The organism is Fulvivirga sedimenti, from assembly GCF_020328055.1.
In genome coordinates, this window is record NZ_JAIXNE010000001.1 from 724,767 (window position 1) to 741,371 (window position 16,605).

Below are 16,605 nucleotides of genomic sequence, written 5' to 3' on the forward strand. Positions count from 1 at the left end.
ATGGACATCCGGATATCCGGACTAAGCAAACGATTTAACCGTGAATGGCTGTTTTCGGGAATGGATCATTCATTTTCCGAAGGGGATTCCTATGCAATAACAGGAGCCAACGGAAGCGGGAAATCTACTTTTCTTCAGATCATTGCCGGCTTCCAGCTTCCCAGCGAGGGAACTGTTGAATGGTTTGAAAATAATATACCCGTGCCGGCAGAAACGGTATATCAGCGAATCGCCATTGCCGCGCCCTACATGGAGCTTGTAGAGGAATTTACGCTGAAAGAAATGCTCTCATTCCATTTTAGTTTCAAGTCCGTTAGAAATGGATATTCCATCCAGGATCTGATCGACATTGGCTACTTTACTGACACAGTAAATAAGCCCGTACGGAATTTTTCAAGCGGGATGAAACAGCGACTTAAAATACTTCTTGCTTTGTATACGGATGTCCCTCTTGTATTTTTGGACGAGCCAACCACCAACATGGATGAATATGGTACCAAATGGTATCTACAGCAGGTTGAAACGCTGAATATTCCAACAATATTGGTAGCCTCAAATCAGCCACATGAGTATACCTTTTGCAATAAAAAACTGATTATTAGTGACTACAAACCGGCAAACAAATGACAAATACATTACATATGCCGATTAATAATATGTTTATGACACTGTCGAAAGGCAGATTCAAAGATTTTTTTTCTATATTTCCAGCGTGATTAAATAACATTATTGATGAAAAAACTGAATTATCTTTTTAGTCTGATAGTATTGATTTCATTTTTAGGATTCATCAGTTGTGGCGGTGATGGAGGAAATGACCCGACAATTGCTGAACAGCAGTTGGCAAATATCGTAGGGACATGGGCTACTACCACATCAAGTGATGTGAAATTGAATAACAATGATGCCCCGGGCGACTGGTCTAATTTCAGCATAACTTTTACTCAGCAAAAAGGTGTGTCAGTTGCCGGAGCCCCTACCAGTGAGGTAGATATATTCGCCATATCAAGCTATGAAACACAGGGTTCAAGTGCCACAAGTTTCACCGTGGTGTTCAATAATGATGTGAATGAAACTGCCACTGTCAACATCAACGGGTCGAATATGACCATGTCATTTACACTTGATGAAGGCGATAAACTTGGCGCTAAAGTATTAAGCGTCGAGGGAACATGGAACTTCAGCCTCGTCAAGCAATAAACACAGAAAAGCATTGATTTTGAAGCCTCCTTTCCCGGAGGCTTTTTTTATTTAAGCTCTGCGATCGTTATCCCTGAACCTCCACGTTCCACGTGTTCATCACGGACCGACTGTACGTTTGGATACGATTTAAGATGGTTTCTGATCAATGTGCGTAATATACCATCACCCTTTCCATGAAGGATTCTTAATTCATTCGCATTAAACAGAATCGCATCATCGATAAACTTATCCACGAGCCCGAGTGCTTCATCGCCCCTCCTGCCTCGAATATCCAGCGTATGGTTAAAACCTGCGAGTTTCTGGTTCATATCGACATTGCTGCGGATCGCCGCCAGTCCCCTTGTTGATTTCTTTGCTTCCGTCTTTGAGATCTTCTCCAGCTGATTCTTTTTAACAAGGGTTTTCAGCGCTCCCACCTGTACTTCGATGTTGTTGCCACGGATCGACAATACTTCTCCAACCACATCCTTGCCCATCAGACGAACCATATCACCGGGCGCCACCTTCTCCACCGGAGATGGGTCTTGTATATCACCAGGCACATTTACCTTTTTCTTAAGTGTCTCCAGGCGCTCACGCATGCGCTTTGTTTCCTTCTTCTCCGCTTTGTTTTCCTTGATGTGACGGATGGTCTTTTCGATTTCGCGATTGGTTTCCTTTAAAAGGCTGCTTGCCTCCTCTTTTGCCCTGGCAATAATCTCCTTCTTATTCTTTTCAAGGTCTGAAGACAATGCCAGGTATTTTTCCTGTAATTCCTTTGCTTCCTTCTCGCGTTCAGCAAGGGCCAGGTCCCTGGATCTGATCTGCTGTTCCTGTTTCTCGAGTTTCAGAATAAGCTCGTCCACATTCACCTGCTTTTGACCGATGAGTTGCCGTGCATACGATATGATACCCGCCGGCAGCCCGATCTTCCGGGCAACTTCAAATGAAAAGGAACTTCCGGGCATGCCCACCTGAAGTTCGTACAACGGCTCAAGTTCATTAACGTCATACTTCATTGCCCCGTTAATAACCGATTCATGCTCTTCGGCATACCGCTTGATATTGCTGTAATGAGTGGTAATGATACCCCGGCATCCCAATCCGATGAGGCTATCAAGAATTCCCTCGGCAATGGCCCCGCCAAATTGAGGGTCTGTTCCAGTGCCAAACTCATCTATCAAAACCAGGCTGTCGCGCCGTGCATTCTCCATGAAATTCTTCATGAGCGTCAGGTGAGAACTATAGGTACTCAAATCATTCTCGATCGACTGTTCATCCCCAATATCCAGAAAGATATCTTTGAACAAACCGATCCGCGAGGACTCATCAACCGGAATGAGCAATCCGCTTTGCCACATGTATTGAATAAGTCCGACTGTTTTAAGGCTCACCGACTTACCCCCGGCATTCGGACCGGAAATGATGATCATTCGGTTTTGGTCATTCAGACCTAGTGATACGGGTACGACAGCACGTCCCGACTTGCGGTAATTCAGGAAGAGAAGAGGATGACGGGCATCCACAACATCAAATTCCGGACCATCAGTAAATGAAGGAAAGGTACATTCCAGTTCCCTTGCAAGCCTGGCTTTCGATCGAATAAAATCGAATTCGCCTAAAAGATTTGAAATTGAAGCCAATGCCGGAAGATGGATCCTTGTTTCATCAGTTAGCCTGATTAAAATTTTAACGACTTCCCGTTTTTCTGCATACTCCAGCTCCCGGAGTTCATTATTGCTGTCCAGTACAGCAGCCGGTTCCAGGTATACGGTTTGTCCGGTGGCAGATTCATCATGAATAAAGCCCTTGATCCTGCGTTTATATTCTGCCAGGACAGGAATAACCATTCGTCCATCACGCACTGTAATGGATGCTTTTTCGGGCACCATGCCATTTTTTACCGCCTCTCTGAATATCTTGTCAAGGTTCTTGCGTAGTTGTATCCGTTCCTGATCCAATGCTTTCCGGATTCGCTGCAATTCCGGACTTGCATTGTTCTTAACATGACCTTCGTCTGAAATGACATGCCTGATAATTTTTTCCAGCGTACCCTGATCTTCAATATTCTGAACAAGATGATATAACTCCGGATAGGATTCCCTCTTACCTTTTAAAAACCGTATGACACCGGATACAGCCTCCATTGATTGCAGGATCTCCAAAAATTCAACAGGTTCCAAAAATGCCCCCGGTGTTTTTGCGCGCTTTAAAGCATCCCGCAGATCATGAATATTGCGCAGTGGGAATGATTCCCCGCTTTCTAGGATTCGTACAAATTCATCTGTTTGCCCGAGTAATGATTTTACCCTCTTATGGTCATCATGAAATGCCATGGCATCAACCTGCTCCGATCCCTGAACAGACTGACAACCGGATCGCAGAATTTCACGAATGCGGTCAAACCCGAGTTTACTCTCTATATCTTGTGGGACCAGCATATTAATTCTCGGGAGGTAAAGAATTATCGGGACGCGACAACTTACGTTCCTGAAGACTCAGGCTGTCCACAACTGCTTCAAAAATGAGCCTGAGCTCGTCAGGATGTTCAAAATAATACTGCATACTAAGGAGATAAACCGAGTCATTTGTCCCGTGTCGTTCAAGAATATCATTCTCCACCAGATTAAATATTTGTTGTGATGAATCGTAGGTAACAGACAGGGAGGACACACGTGCCTCCGTAACATACACATCTTTTAGGATCGCTACCATCACTTCAGAGTTAAGCAATCCATCGGGCTGAACGGATGTCTTTTTCTCCTTACACCCGAAAACTAACCCGATCACGAGCAGGAACATATGAAATATCATAGATTTTCCGTTCATGGATAAAATGTTCCTATCAGTTGATCGCATTTTTTAGTCAGTAATATATTATACAAATTTGTACCTCATCCATTTACGAATGAAAGATCTCCTTAAAAAGCTACGAAAATACGAAATACAGATCAGAAAGGCTATCAACAGCCAGATGCAGGGTGACTTTCATTCCATCTTCAAAGGATCCGGACTTGAATTTGATGATGTCCGCACCTATCAGTATGGCGATGACATCCGGACAATCGACTGGAACGTAAGCGCCAAAGGGCACGGAACCTTCGTAAAAACATTCCGGGAGGAGAAGGAACAGACTGTATTTTTCATACTGGATGTAAGTGCATCTCAGGATATCGGCCAGCCAGGCCATCAAAAAGTGGATGTTGGTAAGGAAATTTGCGGGGTATTGGCCCTTTCCGCAGCAAAAGAGGGCAGCCAGGTGGGGCTTATATGTTTTTCTGACCAGAACGAGAAATATGTAAAGCCAGCAAAAGGCCCGTCACAGGCCTATCACATCATTCACACCCTGGTTAATTTAAAGCCAAGATCGAAGAAAACAGACCTGGCAAAGGCAATTCTTACGACGCTCAACATCATCAAGCGGAGGACTGTGATGATTTTCATCAGTGACTTTATCGATGAAAATTATTTTCACAACCTGAAGGGTCTGGCGCGAAAACATGACCTGGTGATGATCAGGCTAACCGATAAACGTGAAACGGATTTGCCTAAACTGGGAATTGTTCCGGTATATGATAAGGAAAGTGGCGATACTGTTTGGGTTAATACATCTTTTGGTAACTTCAGGAGCCGAATTTCACAGGATTACACAAATAATCAGGAAGAGCTGGCCAAATTTGCGCGGAAACATCAGATAAACTTCGTTTCGATTGATACCGGCGAAGATTATGTTCCGAAATTGTTGAAGTTGTTTAAAATCCGAAACAAGAGTTTGAAACGTGTTTAAGAGAGGGATAGTAGTCATACTTTTCTTATGGTCTGCCGTTTTGCAGGCCCAGGAATTACCCCCTCGGGGACAGTTCCTTGCCGATAGTCTGAAGATCGGTGAGCCGGTGCCATACACCCTGGGCTACCGGTATGATGCTACGCGTGACGTGATTTTCCCTGATTCACTTTTCAATTTTGAACCATTCGAACTGGATCATAAGGAATATTTTCCCACGCAAACGCGAAATGGAATTAGCTACGACAGCGCAGTTTACTACCTGTCTTATTTTGAACTCGACACCTTTCAGATCTATTCGCTGCCGGTCTTTGAAATCATTAACGGTGATTCCACCCGGCTCATCCCACAAGCGGATACGATATTCCTGAAGCAAGTAGTTACCGAAGTGCCGGATTCGCTGGCTGTGGAAGCCATGCCTCTGATTGAGAATACCGACTATATCCAGGTTCCCTTTGCTTTCAATTATCCCTATGCCATCATCGGGCTGATAATTTTTGTGATCGTCATGGTGCTGGTCATCGTATTTTTCGGAAAGTCGATCAGGAATGCCTGGAAAGTATTCTGGCTGAAGAGAAGACACCATAAATTCATGGAGAAATACAACCGACTTACACAGGAAAAATCGGATGATTTCCGAAAGCAGGCAGAAAAAATAATTATCATGTGGAAAAAATATCTTCAACAGCTCGAGGAATTTCCATATACAAGCTTAACGACAAAGGAATTGGTGCGTGATCACCCCGACACACATCTTGGAAATGCATTACATTCGATTGATGCGGCCATGTACAACCCCAGGGAAACGGGCCTGGATGAGGCGTCTTTTTTAACCCTCAGGGATTATGCTGTAAACAGGTTTGAGCGCAAAGTGAAAGAGTTGAACAATGACTGACGCACAATTATCCGATATACCCTGGTATTCCATTAACTGGTTTATGCCGTCTACCTGGCAGCAATTCACGTGGGAAAATCCGTGGGTACTGTACCTCCTATGGCTCATTCCATTGGTCATATTACTGCGTTGGGTATTCAATTATTATCTCAAACAGAAATTGCCCATTGCCGTTAAAAGCAGCCATGTACGATCCAGCCTTACTAATTTGGTGCGTGTAATCCCGGATCTGCTCATGATGGCCATGCTGGCATTTCTCCTGGTTGCTCTTGCCAGGCCGCAAAAGACCAATGAAAAAGTTGAACAATGGACTGAAGGTATAGATATCATCCTGGTGATTGACATTTCCCAATCCATGCAAATTGAAGATTTCCGTCCTAACCGGCTCGAAGCAGCAAAAGAGGTTGCGATTAATTTCATTAATGGCCGTTTTCAGGACAGGATCGGACTTGTTATTTTCTCAGGTGATGCATACTCCCTTTCTCCCCTGACTACTGATTATGAACTGCTCAAAAGTTATATCGACGAGATTGGCTTTGATATGATTGAAAACAGGGGAACAGCGATTGGAAGCGCGCTTGCTGTCGCTACCAATCGTATGCGTGAATCTGAATCCTCATCGAAAGTCGTTATACTCCTGAGCGACGGGGACAATACGGCGGGAAACATCGATCCGGTCACCGCTGCCAACATCGCTGCAGCCTATGACATTAAAATGTACACGATCGCAATCGGCAAGGAAGGTAAAGTTCCGCTGGGAACTGATTTCTTCGGACGCCCGAGGATGGTTGAAAACACGATGGATGAGACCACTCTTCGTGAGATCGCACGTATCGGTCAGGGTGAATTTTTCCGGGTTTCAGATAACCAGGCACTTTCCCGCGTTTTTTCCCTGATTGATGAATATGAAAAAGCAGAAATCAAAGAGACCCGATATAAGGACACCACAGATTTTTACAGACCCTATTTATACTGGGCTATCTGTGTTTTTCTGTTGTGGTTGCTACTGAAATCTACGTTCATCTCGAATGTACTCCAGGACTGATCTGCCTGGATTCGATGAAAGCCTTCCATTCCTGATACATTTCTGATTTAATCACCCTTGGGAATTTGTGCTGACCACCTGTTTTGCCAATCTTTTCCATAAATGAATAAAAGTATTCCAGGGGAAGTACATCAACGATAACCTCCTTTAATGCGGCGCTGCGTTCTGTACAGTAGTCATCGTTCAACTTACATAAAAAATGATCAAGCCGGTCCCGAACCACCGATGAATCCATAGGAGTCTCTACTCCTACAAACCAGTGATGGGCAAATAAAGTATCATAGGGAATTCCCGCCACGGTAAATTCCCGGATCTCAACATCCAGCTCATCCGACACCATTTCTATGGCCTTATTCATATTGTCGACCGACAGATGTTCCCCACACATACTTAAAAAATGCTTGGTTCGTCCGGTTATCACAATTTCGCTCTCTTCCACCGACTGGAAACGGATCACATCACCGATGAGGTATCGCCATGTTCCTGCATTGGTCGAGATGACCAGTGCATAATCCTGACCTGGCACTACCTGATCAATCATGACGGCTTCGGCGCCTTCGCGGACTTCGCCATTTTCATCAAAATTTTGCTCATTGAAAGGTATGAATTCATGGAAAATCCCATTGTTCAGCACCAGCCGCATGGCTTTGTGATCCGGCTTGGTTTGAAATGCAATAAACCCCTCGGAAGCAAGATAGGTTTCAATATAAAAGATCTTACGCCCGAGCAGTTTTCCGAAGCTTTTTCTGTACGGATCAAAACTCACCCCTCCATGTACATACACCTCAAGGTGTGGCCACAATTCATGGATATTTGAAATATTGTAATATGCAATGATCTTTTCCATCAGCAGCTGAACCCAGGCCGGAACGCCAACGATTATACTGATATTCCATTGATGAGCCCTTCGGCAAATCTCATTCAGCTTCTCATCCCAGTTCCTTTCCCTCGAAATGGCCTTCCCTGGTTTATAGAACCGCTGAAACCAAAACGGAAGGTTGGCGGCCTGAATGCCGCTGAGATCGCCTTCAAAATAGCTTCCATGTTTATGAAGATCTGTGCTGCCGCCCAGCATCAGGATCCCTCCTTCAAAAGTCTCAGGGGCCAGGTCATACTTTGACAGCGTGAGAATCTGCCGTATGCTTGTCTTCTGCATTGATTTCTTCATTTCCCTGGTGACGGGAATATACTTCGAACTGGCATCGGAGGTGCCTGAACTCAACGCAAAAAAACGTACTTTACCCGGCCAGCACACATCGGCCTCCCCTGTCCTGCTTCTGTACCACCATTCACTCGCTATCTTCTGGTAGTTATGCAGCGGAACAGTGGATTTATATACATCATAGAATTGCCTTTGATCCTTTGCCCGGAAGTTTTTCAGAATCTTTGTAAACTGATATTTCTTTCCAAACTGGGTAAATGAACCATTGATCAATAACTTCCTCAGCTGAGATCGTTGTAATTCAAAAGCGTCACTGAAATCCTGCTCGAGACTTTCTCTGATCCGTATTCCGTTTTTTAATAAAGTCCCCAGAAAAGGCATATGCTCTGATTCAAATTGGTTTAATTTGTTATCGCAATGATCTAATAAAGTTTAGTAAAAACACATGGATATCAAAGCAAATATTCTCGATTTACATGATTCTCTGGATACCCAGGATGTGGTTCTTGTTGCCGTTAGTAAAACAAAGCCCACAGAGACAATCATGGAAGCCTATGCGGCCGGGCAGCGCGACTTCGGGGAAAATAAAGTGCAGGAGCTGACCGATAAAGCAGAGCAATTGCCGAAAGATATCCGGTGGCACATGATCGGACACCTTCAGCGAAACAAAGTAAAGTACATTGTCCCTTTTGTTTACCTGATCCATTCAGTGGACAGCCTCAGGCTGTTACGAATGATCAACAAAGAGGCGGGAAAGGCCGGAAAAATTGTAGATTGCCTGATCCAGATACATATCGCTGAAGAAGATACCAAGTATGGTTTTGATGAAACAGAATTATCGGATGCCCTGGCCGAGATGAAAGACTTGCCAAATGTTCGAATCAGGGGATTAATGGGCATGGCAACCTTTACTGATGATTCGACACAGATCAGGCGTGAATTCGCGACATTAAAAAAGCTGTTCGATAGCACCTCTCAGCGTGATCTTCCGGAGGGAACGACAATGGAAATCCTTTCTATGGGTATGTCAGGGGATTATGAACTGGCGATTGAGGAAGGCAGTACCATGGTTCGTATTGGAAGTGCCATATTTGGTGAAAGGAATATGCCATGAACGCACGATATACATTACTAATTGCAGGTGTTTCGGGAGCCATGGCGGTTGGCCTGGGAGCTTTCGGAGCTCATGCACTTGAAAGTATGCTAATGGAATCGGGCCGCCTTGACACTTATGAAACCGCTGTTAAATATCACTACTATCACAGCCTGTTGCTCATGATGCTTGGATTGCTTCGGTTGTCCCATCATTCAATGCCCCATCTGAAAACTGCCATCCATTGCTGTATGGCCGGTATTATTATCTTCAGCGGCAGCCTTTATATCTTATGTTTAACGGGTTCAGACTGGCTTGGCGCCGTTACGCCGATTGGCGGGTTGCTCCTGATCTCCTCATGGCTCCTAACAGGCGTAGGCGCCTGGAAACACTTCAAAGAATAACGTTCATGAAACACAAGGGCATCTTACTCATTGTAATCTGGCTGTTGCTGCTGGCCAGACCTGATATGCACGCGCAACTTGCACCGGTTTCGATTGCCGATAAACAGGCGATATCAGACGTGATGACAGCTCAGCAGAATGCATGGAACAAGGGTAACATAGAAGTATTCATGGAAGGATACTGGAAATCTGACAGCCTTCTTTTCGTAGGTGCGACCGGTCCTATCTATGGCTGGCAAACGACACTGACAAACTACCTGGAACGATATCCTGACAGGACCTCCATGGGGGAACTGAATTTTGAGATATCGGAAATACGCATATTGGAGCAGGATCATGCCCGGCTTCTGGGCAAATTTCACCTCAAACGTACAATAGGAGATGTATCCGGTTATTTCACGCTGATATTCTACCGTTTTCCCGACGGATGGAAAATCATCAGCGACCAGACCTCCGCAGGAAATTAAAAAAGCAGCAAACCTGGATTGATTTGCTGCTTTGAGAATTTATCCGACTGATTTCTAGTTACTTCCTGTGTCGTCCTTCTTAGGAAGAACATTGGTAACAATGCTTACCCTGGCACGTGGATTGGTCGCATTGGAAACAATCGTAACAATTTTATTCTGACGGCCCATTTTTCCGGCACTGTTGAATGTGATGGTCATGGATGAAGACTGCCCGGGAGCGATAGGTTCCCTCGGCCACTTGCTTGCTGTACATCCGCAGGTCACCTGCACATTGGAAATGATCAGGGCTTCATTCCCTGTGTTTTCAAAGGTAAAGATATGTTCCACCTTATCACCCTGATAGATATCTCCAAAATCGAATGTTTCCTCAGCAAACGTGATTTCTGGTCCGTTAGCCGGTGCCGATTCTGTTTTTTCCTGCGCAATTGCCCCGGCGATCACAAATATTCCGAAGATAAAAGTCATTAAAGTTTTCATATGTAATTGAATTTTGAAACCTGTTCACATCCGTCTGTTACTTTCATATTAAACGGAATTAAAAAAATTTTGATGGAAATTTACTAAAAAAAGTTGATCCGTTGCGCGTGTTACGGCAGTATACAACCAACGCACGTAGGATTCTTCCACTGATTGTTCCTCTTTTATATATCCCTGATCCACAAAAACCGCATTCCACTGCCCTCCCTGGGATTTATGACAGGTAAGAGCATAGGCAAACTTCACCTGCAATGCATTCAGGTAAGGATCTTTTTTGATCATTTCGCGACGTTCCCGGCGAGAAGGTATATCAGCATATTCTTCACTTACCAGCTGATAAAGTGCTTCCTCCTTTTCCTTTGAAAGTGAAGGTGTATCCTCATACAATGTATCCAGAATAACTTTAGCCTCGAAAGATTCCTCTGTTGGATAGTCAACCAGGCGCAGCATCAGCGTGGCGTATCGTAATCCGTGCATCTCCTCGAAAGAAACGATCTTCATTACTTCGGCAAAATCGCCGTTAGCTACAAACCCTCCCTTTTCATTCGGCGTGAACAGGTAATTGTTGCGAACGATCATCAATATCTCTCCTGCTTCCAGCTCATTTTCATAAAAATGGATCTGTCGGCGGATATATTGATTGTATTGATTGGCAGATCGGTTAGAACGACAAATAATAATCGAATTTTCAACCCCATAGGTATCATACGCATAGCGGAGGCCTTCTTCCAGGCGCTCACCCGTCATCCTGAATATATCAGAAAAGCCGCGTGTCTGAAATTGAATTTCCTGCTCCTTCACAGCAAGTACACTACGTAACATGGTCGCATTAAAAAGGATCCCCGATTTCTCCTCCTGCCGCATAACTTCGGTAAGTTCTACCTCATATACCTCGGCACCCATTTCACGTTCAAGATATTCGCGGTTCAGGGCCGGACTGAGTTCCTGTCCTACCGGCGGAAGCTGTGCGCTGTCGCCAATTAAAATTAAACGGTTTCCCGCAAACTGATGGAAAAAATAGGTAAACAGATCCGATAACAATCCACGACTTCCGAAGCCCTTTTCCTCAAAAATCATGGATGCCTCATCCACAATGCCAACCATATGTTCAGTACGTGACTTCTGAACCTCAAATGACATCCCCAATCCATCCAATTTTTGACGGTAAATGCGCTTGTGGATGGTAAATGCCATACGATGGGCATATTTCGACATCACCTTCGCAGCCCTTCCGGTGGGTGCCATCAACACATATTTCTGTGAGAAATAGGGCAAGGATTGCACTAATGTACTTACCAGCGTGGTCTTACCGGTACCTGCATACCCTTTTAGCAGCAAAACCGGTCTTGGGTGAGTCGACTGAAGAAATCTTTCGGCTATCTGAAAAAAACGGGTTTGCCCGTCCGTTGGCTGAAACGGAAAGGTTTTTCGCAGCATATGCGACAGTGTTGCACTCATTTCAGATCTCCCGGCGACAGCACAACCATTGTTGTAGTGGCTTTTGCGATCAGAACTTCACCTGATTCCCGAATATCATACACCTCAGCTTCACAGAACTGAAGTTTTTTGCCGGATTTCAGAACCCAGCCTACCGACCTGAGTTTTTTGCCCACGCCCGGATTTAAATAGGATACCTTTATTTCCCCTGTTACAACATGGTGATCCGGCTGAACCATTGTATAAGCAGCGAAGCCTGCTGTAATATCAGCCAGCGTTGCAATTACACCGCCGTGAACCAATCCTTTTTGCTGGTGATGGATCTGTTCTACTTCCAGGACGCCTTCGGTTCGGCCTTCCTCAATCACATTCAGATCAAAACCAATATGTTTCATGAAATATTGACGTTCGAGGAAGGTCTTTACACGTTGTTTATAGTCATTCATAGTATAAAATTTCAGCGCTAAGTTAACCAAATCCCGTGCTTGTGATTAACTTGAACCGCATGAATCCGGAGTTATCTCAAAAATTTGGAAACAGGATACGCGTTCGTGTGTGCGGCTTGTTGTTTGATGATGAGCGACTGCTGCTGGTTCGCCATAGCGGAATCGGTCAGGAAAATATTCTATGGATCCCACCGGGAGGGGGCGTAGACTTTGGGGAGCGTCTTGAAGACGCCCTGATCCGTGAATTTGAAGAAGAAACCGGGATGAGGATATCCGTCGACCGCCTGCTAACCATGCATGAATATATCGAACCCCCATTACATGCCATCGAGTTTTTCTTCCTGGTAACCGCCAATCCTCACCAAATACCGGCTAAAGGAACGGATCCCGAACTAAAAGAAAAACAGATCATTCAGGAGGTAAAATATGTGACTTTTAAAGAACTGGCGGTTATGCCAGGCAGATTCAAGCATCAAATTTTAAGAAAAATTGACAGTGCGGGTGCATTATTAAATCTTGAGCGACACTTTAAATTCTGACAATGTTTGCTTAAAATAGCATCTTGATTCGTTATGTAATACTTGTTAAATTCTTTATTATTGCAATAAAATTTCCCGAGACATGAGCGTCACCAAAATACTTTCAATTGTTTTCCTGATTATTAGCCTTGGTCTTGCCTGGTACCTTGGCAGCAGCATAAAACACTCAATCGATGAAAGGAAACTTATCGCACAGCGAGAAAATGCCATCATTGAAAAACTCAAATTGATCAGGGAAGCTGAAATCGTTTTCCAGGAAGTGAACGGTAATTACACCTCCGACTGGAATAAACTGATTGATTTCATCAAGAATGGTGAGGTTCCAATCATTGAGAAAAAAGAAACGATCATTACACTTGATTATGGTGCTGACAGTGTTGTTGTGGAATTTGATACCCTGGAAATCATCCCTGCCAAAGAAAGGATCTTCCGCCAATCACACAGTGTACTTGCCGCCAACGACGGTGTATTCCGTGGATTTGAGCTTTCTGTAGGTCAAATGGCCGAACAGGGCAACGTTGCCTACCGTTTACTGCAGAGTGGAAAGGTAGTTGAACACAAATTCAAAGAAAGCGGGGAAGTAACTAATACTCAACCTATTCAGAGCGGACAGCGACTTACCAAAGGCGACTTATTAATGACGCTTGTAGAAACCAAATTTGATCCAAATACAAACCTGGACAGACTCATGTTCGTTCCGGGCTATGAGAATGTTCAGTTTGAAATATACGCGGATGAAGTAACCAAAGGTAATGTTCAGGTAGACGTTATTGAAGTACGTAATACCAAGCCTTTTGATCCGAACCGAAGCGAAAGTAATGACGCTACCAACAAGAAACCTCTGCGTTTCGGATCACGGACTGACGTTACAACCGCAGGTAACTGGGAATAATTTTGGAATCAGCTACAGCCACGAAATTTAAGCTTATACATCAGGTTAAAGACGACAAATTTGATGTCGATAACCTTCATCAGTATAATCTTTTGCTTCAGGTTGGGCCTCGTGATCTTCAGATCGCAGTGGTCGATAGTGTCAGCAATCAGTGTCTGATCCTGGAAGATTATATTCTTGCCAGTGTAAAATCATATGCCGAGCTGCAGTCACTCCTGGAGGAAATTTTTGAAAATCATCACCTGCTAACGGCCGGATTCTGGAAGAAAGTTCGGATTGCCGTTAAAAACAATAAATTCAGCCTGGTTCCGTCAAGCCTGTTTGTAAAGACAAACCTGAAGGAATACCTCAGCCTGAATTCTAAAATTAATCCGGAAAAGGAAGAGTTATTATATTACAAGCATATTCAAACAGACGCAATCTGCGTCTTCGCAGTGAATAAGCAAATGTATAACTGGTTCAAAAGTTTATACCCAAATACAGAACTTGGTTTTATTCATCAGTCAAGTGCATTGATCGAAGGGGTGATTAATTATGCTTCTCAGCATAGTAAAAACAGCATGTACCTCTATATCGACCGATTTAAGCTGCACCTGGTGACCCTCAAGAACAATAAGCTGGAATATTACAATCAGTTCGTCATCAAAGAATTCAGCGAGTATATCAAGTACATCATGCTTGTGATGAAAGGACTCCAGCGCGAACAGCAAACAAGCGACGTGGTGCTTTGGGGGTATCTGGGCAGGGAATCAGCGCACTACAATGAATTTTATAAGTACATAAAGAACATTTCCTTCGGTGACAGGCCAAACTATCTGAAATATGGCTATGTCTTTGATGAAGTCCAGGATCATCAATACCTGGATCTTTACAGCATTCACCTATGTGACTGATGAAGAAAAGAATCGCCATTTTTCCCGGTTCTTTTGACCCCTTTACCAAGGGACATGAAGATATTGTGCTGAGGGGTCTTGAAATGTTCGATGAGATTATCATCGCTATCGGACATAATTCCAAAAAGAATTTACGGTATTTCGCGGTTGATAAAATGACCCGGTATATTGAAAAGGCATTTGACGGAAATCAACGTGTTCGTGTAATGGTATATAACGAACTCACTGCAGATCTGGCCAAACGCTATGATGCACGCTTTTTGCTTCGGGGACTTCGGAATACAACCGACTTTGAATACGAAAACAGTATCTCACAGGTAAACCGCCACCTGAATAAAGATCTTGAAAGTGTATTTCTGATTACTTCACCACAATATGCGGCTATCAGCTCGACAATTATCCGCGAAGTTCATCGCTACGGCGGGGATATTTCTGAATATCTGCCGTATTCAATCGATTAGGACTCCTTCTCCTCGAGTTTCTCTTTTTCCTTCCGGTAATAAACATCAAATACAAAACTGATCGATTTATAGGAATGCTGCAGCGCATGATATACCTCTTTGGGTGACATCCAACGAACTTCTTCGATGTCTTCCTCAATTTGAGGCTTCATCTTATCATGCTTAACGATGTCCATTGCATACCAAACCGTCTTTTTCAGGATCTTTCGGCGTTTCATTGTATAGGTATGCCAGGTTGTGCAAATCTTATCATGGACCTCCACCTTTATGTTGCATTCTTCCTCTACCTCCCGCTGTGCCGCCAGACGATGATTTTCTCCCTTGTCCAGCTTTCCTTTGGGCAGATCCCACTTCTTCAGACGGTAGATCATGAGCATCTTTTCTCCTTTTCTGATCAATCCACCTGCCGCCTTGATAATCTTGAATTTCCGCTTCAGGAATTTTTTCATTCCATCATAATCATCCACTGAAACAGTTACATTGATAAGACCCTGCGGAGTAGTGTAATCCAGCAAATCCAGAATTACATCAAGATCTTCTTCCTTCGCGTGCTTGATGGCAACACGATGGAGCAATTTTGCCGGGGTGATGGGTTCATTTGCCGCATTGATTATCAGATTATAATCCCGCTTATGGAGTGAGGTCGTCGCATGAACAATCCGTACAGGAATATCATTGATGAAAAGATTCATCACAAATTTTTAGAGTACCTATTCTCACAAATCAATGAAATATTATTTATGACACAAATAGATAATGCGTTTTTTAATCAATAATTTAGCCGCATGGAAATTTATGCCCCTACCGGTAAAACTGTCGCGGCCGCCCTGCTTGATATCCAGGCCATCAAACTGAATCTGAATCAGCCTTTTACGTGGGCTTCTGGCTGGAAATCTCCTATTTATTGCGACAACCGCCTTTCATTATCCTATCCGGACATCCGATCCATGATCAGGGAAAATCTTTCCGAATTGATCCGGTTACGTTTTCCGGATGCTAGTGTAATTGCGGGAGTTGCCACAGCAGGGATTCCTCAGGGTGTACTGGTTGCCGATTCACTCGATCTTCCTTTCGTTTATGTCCGCTCTAAACCGAAAGGACACGGCATGGAAAACATGATAGAAGGAAAAGTGGAAGCAGGTCAGAAAGTTGTACTGGTAGAAGACCTTGTGAGCACCGGAGGCAGCTCACTGAAAGCAGCGCAGGCGCTTATTGAAGCAGGTGTTGAGGTCCTCGGCATGGTAGGCATATTTACCTATGGCTTTGATGTTGCAAAATCCAATTTTGAGACCGCAAATATCCCGCTTATTTGCCTCAGCAGTTATACATACCTGCTTGAAGAGGCCCTGGATCGGGATTACATCAAAGAAGATCAACTAAAGTCATTGCATACCTGGAGAACCGACCCGGCGAACTGGAAAGGTTAGC

Annotated in this window: 20 protein-coding genes; 13 read left to right on the top strand and 7 right to left on the bottom strand. The window is 44.1% G+C overall.

From position 1 onward, the window contains the following. A complete protein-coding gene (locus tag LDX50_RS03315) occupies window positions 1-627 on the top strand; it encodes an ABC transporter ATP-binding protein (RefSeq protein WP_225696987.1) in 627 nt (208 codons plus the stop codon). 105 nt (window positions 628-732) lie between these two features. Then, a complete protein-coding gene (locus LDX50_RS03320; protein ID WP_225696988.1) occupies window positions 733-1,200 on the top strand; it encodes a hypothetical protein in 468 nt (155 codons plus the stop codon). Window positions 1,201-1,247: 47 nt separating this feature from the next. On the opposite strand, the gene LDX50_RS03325 is transcribed toward LDX50_RS03320, so the two are convergent. Continuing rightward, window positions 1,248-3,623: an endonuclease MutS2 gene (locus LDX50_RS03325; protein ID WP_225696989.1), complete on the bottom strand. Its 2,376-nt coding sequence runs from the start codon at window positions 3,621-3,623 to the stop codon at window positions 1,248-1,250. A gap of 1 nt (window position 3,624) precedes the next feature. Continuing rightward, on the bottom strand, window positions 3,625-4,011 hold the full coding sequence (locus LDX50_RS03330; protein ID WP_225696990.1) for a DUF4296 domain-containing protein: 387 nt from the start codon (window positions 4,009-4,011) through the stop codon (window positions 3,625-3,627). A gap of 79 nt (window positions 4,012-4,090) precedes the next feature. Between LDX50_RS03330 and LDX50_RS03335 the strand changes: the two genes are divergently transcribed. The 3 genes from LDX50_RS03335 to LDX50_RS03345 are packed head-to-tail and all read left to right on the top strand — an operon-like array spanning window position 4,091 to window position 6,906. Continuing rightward, complete coding sequence (locus tag LDX50_RS03335) at window positions 4,091-4,969, top strand: DUF58 domain-containing protein (RefSeq protein WP_225696991.1); 879 nt, start codon at window positions 4,091-4,093, stop codon at window positions 4,967-4,969. Beyond that, the gene (locus tag LDX50_RS03340) at window positions 4,962-5,861 is read left to right on the top strand and encodes a hypothetical protein (RefSeq protein ID WP_225696992.1); all 900 of its coding nucleotides are present in this window, start codon (window positions 4,962-4,964) and stop codon (window positions 5,859-5,861) included. Before LDX50_RS03335 ends, LDX50_RS03340 begins: the two co-directional genes overlap by 8 nt. Next, window positions 5,854-6,906, top strand: a complete 1,053-nt coding sequence (locus LDX50_RS03345) for a vWA domain-containing protein (RefSeq protein ID WP_225696993.1) — start codon at window positions 5,854-5,856, stop codon at window positions 6,904-6,906. Before LDX50_RS03340 ends, LDX50_RS03345 begins: the two co-directional genes overlap by 8 nt. Here LDX50_RS03345 and LDX50_RS03350 read toward each other — a convergent pair. Beyond that, window positions 6,881-8,449, bottom strand: coding sequence for a GH3 family acyl-acid amido synthetase (locus tag LDX50_RS03350; RefSeq protein WP_225696994.1), 1,569 nt, complete (start codon window positions 8,447-8,449; stop codon window positions 6,881-6,883). The genes LDX50_RS03345 and LDX50_RS03350 overlap by 26 nt on opposite strands. 64 nt (window positions 8,450-8,513) lie before the next feature. Between LDX50_RS03350 and LDX50_RS03355 the strand changes: the two genes are divergently transcribed. The 3 genes from LDX50_RS03355 to LDX50_RS03365 are packed head-to-tail and all read left to right on the top strand — an operon-like array spanning window position 8,514 to window position 10,032. Beyond that, complete coding sequence (locus LDX50_RS03355) at window positions 8,514-9,182, top strand: YggS family pyridoxal phosphate-dependent enzyme (RefSeq protein ID WP_225696995.1); 669 nt, start codon at window positions 8,514-8,516, stop codon at window positions 9,180-9,182. Then, window positions 9,179-9,565 (top strand): DUF423 domain-containing protein, encoded by a 387-nt coding sequence (locus tag LDX50_RS03360; RefSeq protein ID WP_225696996.1) that lies wholly within the window; start codon window positions 9,179-9,181, stop codon window positions 9,563-9,565. Before LDX50_RS03355 ends, LDX50_RS03360 begins: the two co-directional genes overlap by 4 nt. 5 nt (window positions 9,566-9,570) lie before the next feature. Next, window positions 9,571-10,032 carry a YybH family protein gene (locus LDX50_RS03365; RefSeq protein WP_225696997.1) on the top strand — a complete coding sequence of 154 codons (462 nt, stop codon included), beginning with the start codon at window positions 9,571-9,573 and terminating at the stop codon, window positions 10,030-10,032. Window positions 10,033-10,086: 54 nt separating this feature from the next. Here LDX50_RS03365 and LDX50_RS03370 read toward each other — a convergent pair whose 3' ends face one another. Genes LDX50_RS03370 through LDX50_RS03380 form a run of 3 tightly spaced genes read right to left on the bottom strand, consistent with a single transcriptional unit; the run spans window position 10,087 to window position 12,392 of the window. After that, window positions 10,087-10,509 carry a DUF1573 domain-containing protein gene (locus LDX50_RS03370; protein WP_225696998.1) on the bottom strand — a complete coding sequence of 141 codons (423 nt, stop codon included), beginning with the start codon at window positions 10,507-10,509 and terminating at the stop codon, window positions 10,087-10,089. A gap of 48 nt (window positions 10,510-10,557) precedes the next feature. Next, entirely contained in the window at window positions 10,558-11,946 is a 1,389-nt protein-coding gene (locus LDX50_RS03375; protein WP_225696999.1) for an ATP-dependent DNA helicase, read from the bottom strand. A gap of 17 nt (window positions 11,947-11,963) precedes the next feature. After that, window positions 11,964-12,392 (bottom strand): PaaI family thioesterase, encoded by a 429-nt coding sequence (locus LDX50_RS03380; protein ID WP_225697000.1) that lies wholly within the window; start codon window positions 12,390-12,392, stop codon window positions 11,964-11,966. A 59-nt stretch (window positions 12,393-12,451) separates the two neighbouring features. Between LDX50_RS03380 and LDX50_RS03385 the strand changes: the two genes are divergently transcribed. The 4 genes from LDX50_RS03385 (at window position 12,452) to coaD (ending at window position 15,177) form a co-directional block, all read left to right on the top strand. Beyond that, window positions 12,452-12,931, top strand: a complete 480-nt coding sequence (locus LDX50_RS03385) for an NUDIX domain-containing protein (RefSeq protein ID WP_225697001.1) — start codon at window positions 12,452-12,454, stop codon at window positions 12,929-12,931. 82 nt (window positions 12,932-13,013) lie between these two features. Beyond that, window positions 13,014-13,823 (top strand): hypothetical protein, encoded by an 810-nt coding sequence (locus LDX50_RS03390; RefSeq protein ID WP_225697002.1) that lies wholly within the window; start codon window positions 13,014-13,016, stop codon window positions 13,821-13,823. A 2-nt stretch (window positions 13,824-13,825) separates the two neighbouring features. Further along, window positions 13,826-14,716, top strand: a complete 891-nt coding sequence (locus LDX50_RS03395; RefSeq protein WP_225697003.1) for a DUF3822 family protein — start codon at window positions 13,826-13,828, stop codon at window positions 14,714-14,716. Continuing rightward, window positions 14,716-15,177, top strand: a complete 462-nt coding sequence (coaD, locus tag LDX50_RS03400) for a pantetheine-phosphate adenylyltransferase (RefSeq protein ID WP_225697004.1) — start codon at window positions 14,716-14,718, stop codon at window positions 15,175-15,177. The genes LDX50_RS03395 and coaD overlap by 1 nt, the downstream gene beginning before the upstream one ends. Here coaD and LDX50_RS03405 read toward each other — a convergent pair. Continuing rightward, entirely contained in the window at window positions 15,174-15,869 is a 696-nt protein-coding gene (locus LDX50_RS03405; RefSeq protein WP_225697005.1) for an NUDIX hydrolase, read from the bottom strand. The two genes, coaD and LDX50_RS03405, sit on opposite strands and share 4 nt — an antisense overlap. Before the next feature lie 93 nt (window positions 15,870-15,962). On the opposite strand from LDX50_RS03405, the gene pyrE reads away from it, so the two are divergent. Continuing rightward, the gene (gene pyrE, locus LDX50_RS03410) at window positions 15,963-16,604 is read left to right on the top strand and encodes an orotate phosphoribosyltransferase (protein ID WP_225697006.1); all 642 of its coding nucleotides are present in this window, start codon (window positions 15,963-15,965) and stop codon (window positions 16,602-16,604) included. The last annotated feature ends 1 nt before the right edge of the window (window position 16,605 follow it).